General features: G+C 72.2%; 12 protein-coding genes. 5 read left to right on the top strand and 7 right to left on the bottom strand.

The features are described 5' to 3' along the window. Positions 1-12: 12 nt before the first annotated feature. Both Sm713_RS13265 and Sm713_RS13260 read right to left on the bottom strand, forming a co-directional pair. Positions 13-1,602 carry an AMP-binding protein gene (locus Sm713_RS13265; RefSeq protein WP_212909839.1) on the bottom strand — a complete coding sequence of 530 codons (1,590 nt, stop codon included), beginning with the start codon at positions 1,600-1,602 and terminating at the stop codon, positions 13-15. A gap of 245 nt (positions 1,603-1,847) precedes the next feature. Next, positions 1,848-2,774 (bottom strand): LysR family transcriptional regulator, encoded by a 927-nt coding sequence (locus tag Sm713_RS13260; protein WP_212909838.1) that lies wholly within the window; start codon positions 2,772-2,774, stop codon positions 1,848-1,850. A 158-nt stretch (positions 2,775-2,932) separates the two neighbouring features. Here Sm713_RS13260 and Sm713_RS13255 point away from each other — a divergent pair, with 158 nt between their 5' ends. Beyond that, positions 2,933-3,856: an SDR family NAD(P)-dependent oxidoreductase gene (locus tag Sm713_RS13255; RefSeq protein WP_212909837.1), complete on the top strand. Its 924-nt coding sequence runs from the start codon at positions 2,933-2,935 to the stop codon at positions 3,854-3,856. Positions 3,857-4,038: 182 nt separating this feature from the next. Here the strand turns inward: Sm713_RS13255 and Sm713_RS13250 are convergent, their stop codons facing one another. After that, positions 4,039-4,644 (bottom strand): TetR/AcrR family transcriptional regulator, encoded by a 606-nt coding sequence (locus Sm713_RS13250; RefSeq protein ID WP_212909836.1) that lies wholly within the window; start codon positions 4,642-4,644, stop codon positions 4,039-4,041. 129 nt (positions 4,645-4,773) lie between these two features. On the opposite strand from Sm713_RS13250, the gene Sm713_RS13245 reads away from it, so the two are divergent. Continuing rightward, entirely contained in the window at positions 4,774-5,775 is a 1,002-nt protein-coding gene (locus tag Sm713_RS13245; protein ID WP_212909835.1) for an aldo/keto reductase, read from the top strand. A gap of 116 nt (positions 5,776-5,891) precedes the next feature. Here the strand turns inward: Sm713_RS13245 and Sm713_RS13240 are convergent, their stop codons facing one another. Continuing rightward, positions 5,892-6,524 (bottom strand): response regulator transcription factor, encoded by a 633-nt coding sequence (locus Sm713_RS13240; RefSeq protein ID WP_212909834.1) that lies wholly within the window; start codon positions 6,522-6,524, stop codon positions 5,892-5,894. 398 nt (positions 6,525-6,922) lie between these two features. Here Sm713_RS13240 and Sm713_RS13235 point away from each other — a divergent pair, with 398 nt between their 5' ends. Both Sm713_RS13235 and Sm713_RS13230 read left to right on the top strand, forming a co-directional pair. Beyond that, positions 6,923-7,075, top strand: a complete 153-nt coding sequence (locus Sm713_RS13235; RefSeq protein ID WP_212909833.1) for a hypothetical protein — start codon at positions 6,923-6,925, stop codon at positions 7,073-7,075. Positions 7,076-7,154: 79 nt separating this feature from the next. Continuing rightward, on the top strand, positions 7,155-7,952 hold the full coding sequence (locus Sm713_RS13230) for a class I SAM-dependent methyltransferase (RefSeq protein ID WP_212909832.1): 798 nt from the start codon (positions 7,155-7,157) through the stop codon (positions 7,950-7,952). Positions 7,953-8,569: 617 nt separating this feature from the next. Here the strand turns inward: Sm713_RS13230 and Sm713_RS13225 are convergent. The 3 genes from Sm713_RS13225 to Sm713_RS13215 form a co-directional block, all read right to left on the bottom strand. Beyond that, positions 8,570-9,103: a PadR family transcriptional regulator gene (locus Sm713_RS13225; protein WP_212909831.1), complete on the bottom strand. Its 534-nt coding sequence runs from the start codon at positions 9,101-9,103 to the stop codon at positions 8,570-8,572. A 43-nt stretch (positions 9,104-9,146) separates the two neighbouring features. Next, a complete protein-coding gene (locus Sm713_RS13220) occupies positions 9,147-9,788 on the bottom strand; it encodes a PadR family transcriptional regulator (protein ID WP_212909830.1) in 642 nt (213 codons plus the stop codon). A gap of 96 nt (positions 9,789-9,884) precedes the next feature. After that, positions 9,885-11,162 carry a CdaR family transcriptional regulator gene (locus tag Sm713_RS13215; protein ID WP_212909829.1) on the bottom strand — a complete coding sequence of 426 codons (1,278 nt, stop codon included), beginning with the start codon at positions 11,160-11,162 and terminating at the stop codon, positions 9,885-9,887. Between the two features lie 468 nt (positions 11,163-11,630). On the opposite strand from Sm713_RS13215, the gene Sm713_RS13210 reads away from it, so the two are divergent. Further along, positions 11,631-12,368, top strand: a complete 738-nt coding sequence (locus tag Sm713_RS13210; protein ID WP_212909828.1) for a DUF2306 domain-containing protein — start codon at positions 11,631-11,633, stop codon at positions 12,366-12,368. Positions 12,369-12,515: the final 147 nt, after the last annotated feature.

The following is a 12,515-nucleotide window of genomic DNA, read 5'->3' as shown; positions in this document are numbered from 1 at the left end:
TCTCCGGCGTACCTACGCGGAGGCCACCTGGTCCCGCGCCCGCGACCCGCCGGCCGCCCGCAGGGCCGCGCGGAGGGCCTTCTTGTCGACCTTGCCGACGGTGGTCCGGGGCAGGGACTCGCCGATCGAGTAGGAGGCGGGTGCGTAGAGGTCGCCGAGCGCCTCGACGATCTGGCGGGTCAGCTCGGGCAGGTCCGGGGTGTTGGCCGGGTCCTGCGGCACCAGGACGACGTGCACCGTCTCCGTGTCGTCGTCGCCGGGCAGGCCGATGGTGGCTGCGTGCCTGATGGCGGGGTGTGCGGTGAGGAAGTCGTCGAGGAGGCGGGAGTAGACGTTGTCGGCCGTCCGGCCCGTCACGATGATGTCCCGTACCCGGTCGACCAGGTACAGGTACCCCTCCTCGTCCTGGCGGGCGATGTCGCCGCTGCGGAACCAGCCGTCGCCGTCCAGCACCTCGGCGGTGCGCTCCGGGTCGTTCCAGTAGCCCTGCATGACCGTGCCGCTGCGCACGTACAGCTCGCCGACCTGTCCCACCGGTACCGGCTTGCCCTCCTCGTCCCGCAGCTCCACTTCGATTCCGGGTCCCGGACGCCCGCAGCCGGACAGGGACCCGGGCCGGTCGAGGTCGTGTTCCTCGGGGGTCAGCTGGGTGACGACGCCGTTCTCGGTGGCCCCGTAGAGCTGGTGCAGGACGGGTCCGAAGCGTTCGACCGCCTGCCGGAGGCGGGCGGGGGACGCCGCTGCACCGGCGTAGAGGAGCGTCTTCAGCGCGGGGAAACGGCCCGGGCGGCACTCGGGGTGGTCCAGCAGCTCGTACATCATGGGCGTCACCACCATCATCCTGGTGACGCGCTCGTCGTCCATCGCGGCCAGGGCGGCGCCGGCCTCGAACGTCCTCAGCAGCACGATGCGGTGGTCGGTCAGGGCGCCCACCAGGAAGGCCCCGTGGCCACTGGTATGGGTGATCAACGTGGCTATCAGCATCGCGGGGTCGGCGGACGGGTCGTCCGCGAACATGGCCGACATGCGCAGGAAGGCGTCGTAGTAACTGCCGCGGTGCACGACCAGCTTGGGCAGTCCGGTGGTGCCGCCGGTGTAGAGGAGGGTCGCGATGTGGCGGCCGTCGGCGGCCTCGCGCATCGGGAGGGCGGCACGGTCGGAGGCCGCCACGAGGAAGTCGGGGGCTATGGAGGACGGGCCTATGCCGAAGACGTGCGGGATGTCGACGTTGTCGATGATCCGCCCCGTCCGCTCCTCGAAGTCCGGGTCGAACAGGAACACGTTCACATGGGCGCGCCGGACCAGCGCTTCGAGCTCGCCGTTGCCGGGCTCGGGGGGTACGAAGACCAGCCGGCAGCCCGCGTAGTGGACGGCCAGTTGCAGCAGCAGCGCTTCCGGGGAGTTCCGGACGAAGAGCGCCACTCCGTCGCCGTCGCGCACCCCCGCGTCCCGCAGGGCCGCGGCGAAGTTCAGGACGGTGTCCGCGGCCTCGGCGCCGCTGATCCGCTGGTCCCCCATGATGATGGCGTCGTGGCTGCCTCTCGCCTTCAGCCGCTCCACGACCGTAACGGTGTAGTTCTCACTGGTACTGGCCTTGTCCATGTTCCTTCTCGTTCTTGAGCGTTCGGGCCGGGCTCACTGACCGGTCTGACGCTCATGGCAACGGTTCCGGGCCCGCCAATAGTTCAATGACCCCAGGGCCACCACAGAATCGGCGCGAACGTGCCGCACGCCTGTCGATGCGAGAACAGCAGGTGGCGGGCGGGATACGAGCGCCCGTGCCGGCGAGCGGGGCGTGCCGGGCACGTCCGGCGGGGGCGCGCGTGACGCACGTCACGGGGAGACCGTCATGCCTCCGGGGCGGTGGTGGCGAGGGCCGCGGTCCTCAGCGCGTTCCCGACGCGTACGACGGCTTCGGCCGGCGGCCCGGGCAGCCGGGCCAGCAGCAGGCGCCGCTGCTCCTGCGGCCCGCCGCGCACGGTCAGGATGCGCACGCCGGGCGGCGCCGCGGGGGTCAGTGCCGAGGGCACGGTCGTCAGGCCGCAGCCCGCGGCCACGAGATGCAGTTTGGCCAGCCAGTCCCGGGCCGTGTGGACGACCTCGGGCCGCTCGTCCAGGCCCGGCCACACCCCCATCACCAGGTCGGCGGCGGAGGGCGGACCTGCGATCCACTGCTGTCCGTACAGGTCGGCCACGTCGACGAAGTCCCCGCGGGCCAGCGGGTGCGCCTGAGGCACGGCCAGGCACAGGGCGCGCTCCGTGAGCGTCTGGAGGACCAGGGGCGGGGACTCGCTGTCCGGTGCGCGAAAGGGCGGCGCCGACGACAGCAGGGCGAGGTCGATGCTGCCCGACCGCAGGGCGCGCGCCAGCGTGTTGGTACCGCCCTCGCGGCTGATGACGTGGATGTTCGGATCGTCCCGCCGCAGCTCGGCGAGGGCGTGCGGCACGATGGTCGTGCCGGCGGTGGGCAGCCAGCCGAGGCGCACGGTGCCGCCCGGTGCGGGCAGGCCGGACAGCTCGCGGGCGGTCGTGTCGATCTCGTCCAGCACGACCGCCGCGTGGCGCATGACGACGCGTCCCGCCGCGGTCAGCCGGACACCCTCACGCCGGCGCTCCAGCAGTTTCGTGCCCGCGGTCCGCTCCAGCGAGGCGATCTGCCGGGACACCGCCGACTGCGTGTATCCCAGGGCCGCCGCGGCGGCGGTGAAGGTCCCCTGCTCGGCCACGGCGCGGAACACCCGGAGCGCGGTCAGCGAGACATCGGCGAAGTCCATGACGTTTATGCATACCACGTATGTGTGATTCTCGTTGGACTCATATGTGGGGGCTTCCTACCGTTGACATCACGAAGGCCCTCGCGCGGCCCTCGTCACCGTCGTGACGAGGGCCGCGCGAGGGCCGTGTCACCCCTGCCCCACGAGGGAGTCCCCGCATGACCGCCATCACCACGCCCTACGGCTTCTCCAGCACGGCATCCGAAGTCGCGCACGGAATCGACCTCGCCGGCCGCCGCGCGCTCGTCACCGGCGCGTCGTCCGGTCTCGGCGCCGAGACGGCCCGGGCCCTGGCCGAGGCCGGGGCCGGGGTCACCCTGGCCGTCCGGGACACGGCGGCCGGCGAGCGGGTGGCCAGAGACATCGCGGAAGCGACCGGAAACCGCGACCTGCTCGTGGCCCGCCTCGACCTCGCCGACCCGGCGTCCGTCGCCGGTCTCACGGGGGCCTGGCGGGGTCCGCTGCACATGCTGGTCGCCAACGCGGGCGTCATGGCGAGCCCCGAGCGGTACACCGATCAGGGCTGGGAGTGGCAGTTCGCCACCAACCACCTGGGCCACTTCGCCCTCGCCACCGGCCTGCACGGTGCGCTCGCCGCCGAGGGCGCCCGTGTCGTCGTCGTCAGCTCCAGCGGCCACCAGCTGTCCCCGATCGTGTGGGACGACATCCACTTCGCCTTCCGCGGCTACGACCGCTGGCTCGCCTACGGCCAGTCCAAGACGGCCAACGTCCTGTTCGCCGTGGAGGCCACCCGCCGCTGGGCCGACGAGAACATCACGGCCAACGCCGTGATGCCCGGCGCCATCCACACCAACCTCCAGCGCCACATCGAGGGCGGCAGCGGCCGCGTACCGCCGGAGCTCATCAAGACCGTCGAGCAGGGCGCTGCCACGTCCGTCTTCGCAGCCACCTCGCCCCTGCTGAAGGGCATCGGCGGGCGCTACTTCGCGGACTGCAACGAGGCCGAGGTCCTGGACCGCCGCGGCGCTCCCCTCCAGGGCGTGGCCCGCTACGCCGTCGACCCGGCGGGCGCGCAGCGGCTGTGGGCACTCTCGGAGCAGATGCTCGCCGACGCCGGCTGAACCCCGCCAGGCCGGGGCGCCGGCGCGACGGCATGGAGGGGCCCGGGGCCGCCTCGACGGGGCCGGCTCGCCAGGGGCGGCCCGTCAGGGGCGGCCCGTCAGGGGCGGCTTGTCAGGGGCGGCCCGTCAGGGGCGGCTTGTCAGGGGCGGCTTGTCAGGGACCGCCGGCCACGCGGACGGGGCTACTCCTCGTCCGCGGGCGCCCCGGGCACCCCCGGCGCGTCCGCGACGGCGTCGAGGGCCTTGTGGAGGAGGGGGATCAGGTCCTCGGTCTCCGGCCGGTTGAGCCGCGAATTGCCCAGGACCAGGCGCGTGAGCAGGACGCCGGAGCAGAGGGCGACCAGGAGCGCGGCGCGGTCTCCGGTGCGCTCGCCGGGCAGCGCGCCGGCGAGGCGGTGCTGGTAGTTGCCTTCGATGCTGTCCCGCATGATCTCCGCCGCCTTGGGGTTCGCGGCGGAGCGCAGGGTCAGCAGCAGCCCCTCCATGGCGGCCTGGTCCGAGCCGGTCAGCAGCGCCCGCGCCGCCTCCGCGTTCAGCTCGGGCGTCATCATCAGCGACTTCTCGTACGCCAGGTCGACCACTTCGGCGAACAGCTTCTCCTTGGACCCGAAGTAGCGGCCGATGAGCCGGGGGTCGACCCCGGCCTCCCGAGCGATCTCGCGCACGCCCGCGCCGTCGTATCCGTGCTCGACGAAGAGCCGCCGGGCGGCCTGGAGGATCGCCGCCCGCGTCGCGGAGGCGTCCCTGCGTCGGGCGGTGGTCGGCAGGACCTGGTCTTCCTCGTGCATGGCACCAGGGTACGGAGTCCTCGGACGTCTGCCGAGCTTGCATGTCCTCACCCGTGGACTTACTCTGTCCACAGGTGAGGACATACGTCCCGCCGTCCTGGTGACGCACTAGTTCCCGTGAGGTTTCGCATGTCCATCCCCACCCGCACCCTCGGCACGAACGGGCCGGTCGTCGGCGCCATCGGCTACGGCGCCATGGGCTTCGCCCGCCCGTACGGCCAGACAGAAGAGGACGTGTCCGGCGGTGCCCACGAGCTGCTCGACCGTGCCCTGGACCTCGGGGTCACGCTCATCGACACGGCCGACGCCTACGGCCCCAGCGAGGAGATCATCGGCAAGGCCCTGGCGAGCCGCCGCGACCAGGTCGTCCTCGCGACCAAGTTCGGGATCGTCCGCGGCATCGGCCCCGAAGGACCGCCCATCGTCAACGGCCGGCCGGAGTACGTGCGCGAGCGCGTCGAGCGGTCCCTGAGCCGGCTCGGCACGGACCACGTCGACCTCTACTACCAGCACCGCGTCGACCCCGACGTGCCCATCGAGGAGACGGTGGGCGCCATGGCGGAGCTGGTCGCGGAGGGCAAGGTACGCCACCTCGGACTCAGCGAGGCCGCCGCCGACACCATCCGCCGCGCCCACGCCGTCCACCCCATCGCCGCGGTGCAGACCGAATGGTCGCTGTGGAGCCGCGACATCGAGCGGGAGGTCTTCCCGCTCTGCCAGGAGCTGGGCATCTCCGTCGTGCCCTACAGCCCGCTGGGGCGCGGCATGCTCACCGGGAAGATCACCTCGCGTGAGGACCTGCCGGAGAACGACTACCGGCGCCGCATGCCGCGCTTCTCACAGGAGGCCTTCGACGCCAATCTCGCCGCCGTCGAACTCGTCCGCGAGATCGCCGCGGCACACGGCGCGGCTCCGGGGCAGGTCGCCCTGGCGTGGCTGCTCGCCAAGGCTCCCGGCGTGGTGCCCATCCCGGGCACGATGCGCGTCGAGCGGCTGGAGGAGAACGCCGGCGCGGCCGGCCTCTCCCTGACGGCGGACGAGATCGAGCGCCTGGACGCCACCTCGGCACACGGCGAGCGCGAGAGCGAGTTGGGCCACAACTGGACGTACGGGCTCACCCCGGCGCTGTGAGCCGGTGGGGGGCCGCGGACCGTCTTGGGCGGCTACGCGGGGCCGCCAACCCGGGATGCGGGGTGGCGGCCCCTGGCCGGAACGCCCCCGCCCTGGCGTCCGGAAGCCGCCGCCTGTCAGATCACGCCGGCGCGCAGGGCGTGCACGATGGCGTGGGTGCGGTTGCGCAGGCCCAGCCGGACGGTCAGCGAGGCGAGGATGGCCTTGATGGTGCGCGGCGAGTAGTTCAGCCGCCGCGCCACCTCCCCGGTGTCGAGCCCTTCGGCCAGGAGCTTCAGCACCTGTATCTCCCGGTCCTTGAACCCGGCGGCGTCCAGGCCGTTCGGCTCCAGGACGTCCTTCTGGAGGCTCCTCACCTGGTCGAGCAGGGATCTGACCAGTGCGGCGGGAAGCTGGGAGCGGCCCTCCTGGATGCCGAGCACGGCCCGCAGCACCTGGTCCAGGTTCGCGTGGGACCGGGGAACGAACCCGATCAGCCCGTACCGGACGGCCCGCATCAGCTTCGCCTCGCCGATGGGATTCCCGACGAGCACGATGCCCATGTCGGGATTGGTGGCGCGCCCGTCCATCCGGCGCATGAAGGAGATCGTCTCCTCCGTCACGTCCTGCGTGAACACGACGATGACGTCGGCGTCGTCGCGTGCGTCGTCCGGAAGGAGCCTCACCAGGTTGCTGGCCCCGAAATAGGAAAGCGCCCCGTACCGCGTGAACGGATCACTGGCGACGACCGCCAGCGCGGGCTTGGCCACGGCTCTTCCCCTCTACTCGACCCGATACGGCATGTCGCGCGCTGCACGCCGGACGCCGCACGACGCACTGTGCCCTGCGCACGCCCAAGGCCCGGCCACGCAGGCCGCGTCACGCGATCCGGCATCCTGCCTCCGGAGATTACGTGGCGGCTGCCGGGGCCAACGATGTCGTGCGGGGACATGGTTGGGCGGGGCGGATGTCCGATCCCCACTGGCCGCCGGCCGCGCGCCGCGCCCGGCATCCGGCATCCGGCATCCGGCATCCGGCATCCGGCATCCGGCATCCGGCATCCGGCATCCGGCACACCGAAACCCCGCACCCGTGCGGATCCGACACCCGCCGGCCGCCATCCTGTCGGTCGGTGACACTCCGTCTCCGCCGGCCCCTTCCTAGCCTGGTGAACGAGCCGATCGCCGCCGCGTCCACCCCCCGAGGCCGGTGGCGATCGGCTTGGCCGTGGCAGCAGGTGGGCCCCAGCGCCGGGAAGGGTGCCGGCGCGTTCTTCGAGGTCCTGGACCCGCGGTTCCTGCTCGGCGGCACGGCCGAGTGAGGTGCGGTCGCCGGTCCGCCCACCGTCGCTCGCGGTGAAAGAGGACCACGCAGCGGAGGTGACTTCGGTGACATATGCCATGGGGCGTACATCCGGCGAGACGGGAAGGCTGCGGCGCCAGGCCGCGTTCTACGCGGAGCCCACGGACTGGCTGCTCGGGCTGGCCGGTATCCGGCCGGGGATGCACGTCCTCGACGTCGGCTGCGGAACCGGCGCGATGACCCTCCAGGCGGCCCGCCGCGTGGGCTCCGCGGGCTCGGTGACCGGTGTCGACATCGACGGCGGGCTACTGGAGGTGGCACGGCACCGCGCAGCCGACGCCGGTCTGGGCAACGTGCGCTTCCGCCTGGGAACCGTTCCCGAACTCACGGTGGAACGGCCCGTGGACGCCGTTGTCGGACGGCTCATCCTGATCCACCTGGACGACGCCGTCACGGCGGTGCGGCGGTTGAGCCGGCTGGTGCGCCCCGGCGGGATCGTCTCGTTCCAGGAGATCAACTCCAGCAGCGGCCGCACCGTGCCGCCCGTTCCCCTGACCAGCAGGACCAGCGACTGGATCGTCAGAGCGCTCCGTACGGCCGGGCGCGCCCCGGACACCGGGGACCGGCTGCCCGGGGTCTTCCGGGACGCGGGGCTCAGCGTCACCGGCATGGCCGTGGCCGCTCCCGCGTCCGCGGATCCCGACGACGGGTTTCCCGAACACGCCGCCGACACCTTCCTGTCCATGCTGCCGCTGGTGAGGAGGGCGGGGGCGACCGAGGACGAGATCTCCGACGCCGGGACGCTCGCCGCCCGGATCCGGCGTGAGGTCGCCGAGGCGCAGGCGGTCATGTTCCTGCCCGAACTCGTCGGGGTGTGGGCCGAACTGCCCCGGTGATCCCCGCGTCTGCGCGGGTGCGTGCCGGTGCGTGCGGCGCGATGCCGGCCGGTCCCGGCGGCCTATACGTGGACGCGCGGGGGTGTGTCGGCGGGCGTGCGGTGGTCCGAGCGGTCCGCCTGATCCGCCAGGTCCACCCGGTCCCTCGTCCGGGCGGGCCGGCACACGTCGCAACCGTCGCAGAACGGCCCACCACAGGGCTGACGGTACGTTCCCCAGCGGTACACGAAGGCGTCCCGCGCGGGCTCCGGCCGCCACCGCCGCCACGCGAACCAGTAAAGGATCCCGAGCGCTTTGACGACCGTCAGCAGTGCCGGGATGAGTACGCGGTCGACCACGAGTACCTCTACCTCTGTTCCCTGTTCCGTCCGCGGGATCTGCGCTGCCGTCACCACCCTGCCAGGCGGGCGGTGCCGGGCTTCCGGCGGGGCGGTAGGCGGCTCCCGCACCAGAACCGTGCACACGCCGGTGATACGACATGCCATCTTCCACCTGTCGCATCGGTCACACCGAGACACCGAGCATGCCGAGCACACCTGGCACACCGAGACACCGGGACACCCAGCCGCAAGCGGTGAGCGTCCGCCGGCCCGCGCGTCCGCCGGCCCCCGTGTCCCTCAGTCCTTGCGGCGCTGGTTCAGGTGGTCGAGCGCCCACAGGGCCCAGTCGCGCATCGCCTGGAACTGGCGCAGGCCGTACTCCGCCGCCAGCTGCCCGAGGACGTCCCGGCCCTCCGGCGGCTCCACCTCCCGGTGTTCGCGGTGGGCGCGCAGCGCGTTGGCTCCCCGCTCGGCGTACTCGACGACACCGCGCAGCGCGGTGGCCGCCTCCTCCGGCTCCAGTGCCTCCAGCAGGAACATGCGCAGGACCTGCTCGTTGCGCACCACCCCCTGTCCCCAGGGCGCGAGCAGCCACTTGCGCAGTTCCTCGCGGCCCTCGGCCGTCACGGAGTAGGTCCGCCGCCCGCGCGGGCCTTCCTGCGTGACCTCCACGAGGCCGCGCTCCGCCATGCGGACGAGTTCCGGGTAGACGCTCGTGTGCCCCGCCTGCCAGGCGTACCGCCCTAGGTCCCGCTCGAACTCCTTCGTGAGGTCGTATCCGCTGGCGGGCTCCACGGCCAGCAGACCCAGCAGTGCCTGCGTGAGTGACATGTAAGCACCTTACATGTCACTCACGAAATCTCCTCCGTGCACGTCACCCGAAGGGGTCTCTCGTCCGCGGCGTGCCTTCGCCGAAAGGTCGTTCAGGCGTCGGGAAGCCAGTTGCCGTGGAATCCGGCGGGCACGCGCCTCGGGAGCCGTCCGCCCTGCCGGCGGGCCCGGTGGTCTGCGCGACCGCCCAGCGGGCCCAGTCCTTCTCCATGGCGCGCAGGCGCAGCCCGTACTCCAGGGCCAGCCGGCCGCCGAGGTCGATCAGGTTCTCGCCGTCGCCCCAGTCGAGCGACTCCTGGAGCACGACGAGCGCCGCATGCTGCTCCGCGGCCTCCTCGGCCTTGCGGGCGAGGCGTTCGGCCGCCTCGTCCCGGGCGAGCAGGCCGAGGAAGAAGACCTGCAGGAGCATGGCGTTGCGCGGGGAGTGCCCGCCTTCGGTGTGGGCGACCCACTCGCGCAGCTCGGCCTGCCCCCGCGGGGTGAGGGCGTACTCCTTGCGGCCTCGGGGGCCCTCCGAGACGACCTCGATCGCGCCCGAGTCCGCGAGGTGGCGCAGCTCGCCGTAGACCTGGCTCTGCGAGGCGGTCCAGACGTTGTCGAGTGAGCGGCCGAAGCGTTTCAACAGGTCGTAGCCGCTGGCAGGGCGGTCCGCGAGCAGACCCATCAGCGCATACCGAAGACTCATACCTTCCAGGATATTACACATTCGACATGTCGACCATATAGTCTCGACCTTCGACGGCGACATCGACGGCCACACGTGCGGCACCGGGGGCCCGCCTCACGACCCGGAGATGGCGAGGGCGTCGGAGAGCCGGAGGGCCACGAGGAGTTCCGTCTTCCGTTCGAGGTAGCGGGGACCCAGCGCCTCGGCCACGGAGTTCAGCCGCAGCCGCACCGTGTTCTCGTGGATTCCGAGCCTGGTCGCGGTGGCCGTGTGCGTTCCGCAGGACAGCCAGACGGAGAGGGTCTCGCGCATGCGTGCCGCCCTGTCCGTACCGTCCGCGAGGGGCCCCAGCTCGTCGTTGACGAACGCGGCGACCAGGGACGGGTCGTGCAGGAGCAGGTCCTCAAGCGAGACATCACCGAAGGAGATGCACATCGGTGCCGCGGCCAGCTTGCCGCGCACCCCCGCCGCACGCAGGGCCTCGCGGTGGGTCATGCGGAAGCCCGCGACGCCCTGATGAGGCCTGCCGACCGCCGCGCGCAGCCCCGAATCACGCAGCGCCGCGCACAGGGCGTCGAGCGTTCCCGCCGGCGGCGCCTTGCGGTACCCCAGCCACGCGGTCCACTGGCTGGTGTCGGGCGGCAGCAGCAGCCGCTCGCGCGCGCCGGTGAGGGACTGGGCCTGCCGCAGGACCGCATCGACCTGCGCACGGTGGGTGGCCTCAAGGAGCACGCCGACGTGGGTGCCGCCGAGCCGGTAGCCCAGCAGGGCGTCCCACGCCGGGTCGGCGGGGGCGCCGGCCGCGGCGTCCGGGGCCGCGAGGATCGTGCCGACCACGGCGCGGCGCCGCAGGTCTCCGTCGAGGCCGAGTTCGGCCGTCGCCTCCTGGTGGGCGCGGGTCGACACGCGCATGGCGCGCTCGGCGAACTCGAAGGCGAGGGCGGCCACCTGGGAGACGGCCTCGCCGGAGACGCCCGGTCGCCCGTCGCCGGGGCACCGGCCGGTGACGAGCCCCGGCCAGCCCATCTCGCCCCACCTGCCGATGAGCTGGCGCGTTCCGGCCCAGTACGCGCTCCGTATGGAGGTCGCCGGAAAGCCCTGCTCGGCGACCCAGGCCCCGAACTCGCGGACGGATCGGTCCGCTTCCTTTCCGGGCGGGGTCCCCGCGTTGTGGGCCCGGGCCACGGTCAGCACGTTCGTCCGGACGAATCGCCGCAGCCCGTTGTGGAACGGAACGCTGCCCCGTCTGGCCGGGAACGCATCCTCCGTGATCTCGCAGGTGATCACGTCGGAGATCCGATCGACCCAAGCGGCTCCGGAGTCCTGCATCCCGGGCACGTCCGGCGTCGAGCAGGCTTGCACACCCGTCTCGACCTCACTCACCACAGTCACCGCCCACACTCCCATTCGGCAGCAGCTCGATACTACGGAACTGACATGTCGGAAGGATAGTAAGGAGGAGCGCCAAGTGGCGTCAATCCGACCCGGCCCGCCTCGGAGACGCCCCCGGCCCACCCCGAGGAACCACCCGGAAGCACCCAATGGAGGCACCACCGGCAGGCGCCCCACGGATCGCCGCCGTCGACGCTCTCGACACCGCCGACACCGCCGACACCCCGGTGTAACAGACCCCCTGTGCGCGGCCCGTCGACTGTGGTTTCGCGCCATGGAACGTCCCCGTTCCACGGTGAAGGCTGGCGGGGCAGAGCCGTGGACCAGCCGGAACACGGTCATTCGGGGGCCTCGCCTGCGGTCGGCAGGCAGTGGAGTGCGTTCACGTTCCGCCCGGCCTCCGACGCCGGCCTCCGTCATGCGGTCCGCCCTGCACCCCTGACATCCGAGACCCGAACGGAACGTCCCATGACCAACACCGTCTCCACGAGACCCGCTCACCACACGACGCCGCGTCGCAGGTGGAGCTGGACGTGGGTGATGCTGTCCTCCCTCGCCATCGCCGGCTATTTCGTCGGCCAGTACGGCGAGGGCACGCTCGACGAACTCGCCCAGCGCAACGTCGGTCTCGCCACCACGTACGCGGACCGGAGCTGGCCGGTCCAGGTGGCCTTCTACGTGCACATCGTCGCCGCGGGGCTCGCTCTGGCCCTGGGTCCCTGGCAGTTCTCGAAGCGGCTGCGCACCCGGCACTGGCGCCTTCACCGGTGGAACGGGCGGGTCTACATGGTCACGCTCGCCCTCGGCTCGGCGGCGGCGTTCGTCATGTCGATGTTCAACTCCGTCGGCATCAGCGGATTCTTCGGCTTCGCGGCCCTGGCGGTCCTCTGGGGCTGGACGGCGCTGCGGGGCTACAAGGCCGCGCGTGCGCGGCGGTTCCGCGAGCACGAGGCGTGGATGATCCGCAACTTCGCCCTCACCTACGCCGCGGTCACCCTCAGGCTGTGGCTGGGCGTCCTGATCATGGTGCAGCTGCCGTTCTCCGACGGCCGCGAGTTCACGGACATCTTCGACCAGGCCTACGGGCCGCTCCCCTACCTGTGCTGGATACCCAACATCGTGGTGGCGGAGTTCCTGGTACGCCGCCGGAACCTGCCGTCCCTGCACATGACGAGCCCGCCGGCCGACGCACGCCTCGCCGGCTGACCCCCGACCCGATGCGCTGAGCCATCCCGTCGCCGTGCCGCGAAGGCCCGGCGGTGGCCCACCTGCTGGACACCCCGTCCAGCGGGTTCCGGGCCACCGCCGGGCCTTCGCATCCGCGGGGGCGACCGGGCCGCACCCATGCCGCCG

It is taken from the genome of Streptomyces sp. TS71-3, from assembly GCF_018327685.1.
Taxonomy (GTDB): domain Bacteria; phylum Actinomycetota; class Actinomycetes; order Streptomycetales; family Streptomycetaceae; genus Streptomyces.
The sequence above is the reverse complement of the archived record's forward strand: the minus strand, read 5'-3'. Positions and strand labels throughout refer to the sequence as shown.

Bases quoted from the DNA above. Each gene is read 5' to 3' on its own strand.
- Sm713_RS13265 (WP_212909839.1), bottom strand. From the start codon at position 1,602: ATGGACAAGGCCAGTACCAGTGAGAACTACACCGTTACGGTCGTGGAG.
- Sm713_RS13260 (WP_212909838.1), bottom strand. From the start codon at position 2,774: ATGGACTTCGCCGATGTCTCGCTGACCGCGCTCCGGGTGTTCCGCGCC.
- Sm713_RS13255 (WP_212909837.1), top strand. From the start codon at position 2,933: ATGACCGCCATCACCACGCCCTACGGCTTCTCCAGCACGGCATCCGAA.
- Sm713_RS13250 (WP_212909836.1), bottom strand. From the start codon at position 4,644: ATGCACGAGGAAGACCAGGTCCTGCCGACCACCGCCCGACGCAGGGAC.
- Sm713_RS13245 (WP_212909835.1), top strand. From the start codon at position 4,774: ATGTCCATCCCCACCCGCACCCTCGGCACGAACGGGCCGGTCGTCGGC.
- Sm713_RS13230 (WP_212909832.1), top strand. From the start codon at position 7,155: ATGGGGCGTACATCCGGCGAGACGGGAAGGCTGCGGCGCCAGGCCGCG.
- Sm713_RS13225 (WP_212909831.1), bottom strand. From the start codon at position 9,103: ATGTCACTCACGCAGGCACTGCTGGGTCTGCTGGCCGTGGAGCCCGCC.
- Sm713_RS13220 (WP_212909830.1), bottom strand. From the start codon at position 9,788: ATGAGTCTTCGGTATGCGCTGATGGGTCTGCTCGCGGACCGCCCTGCC.
- Sm713_RS13210 (WP_212909828.1), top strand. From the start codon at position 11,631: ATGACCAACACCGTCTCCACGAGACCCGCTCACCACACGACGCCGCGT.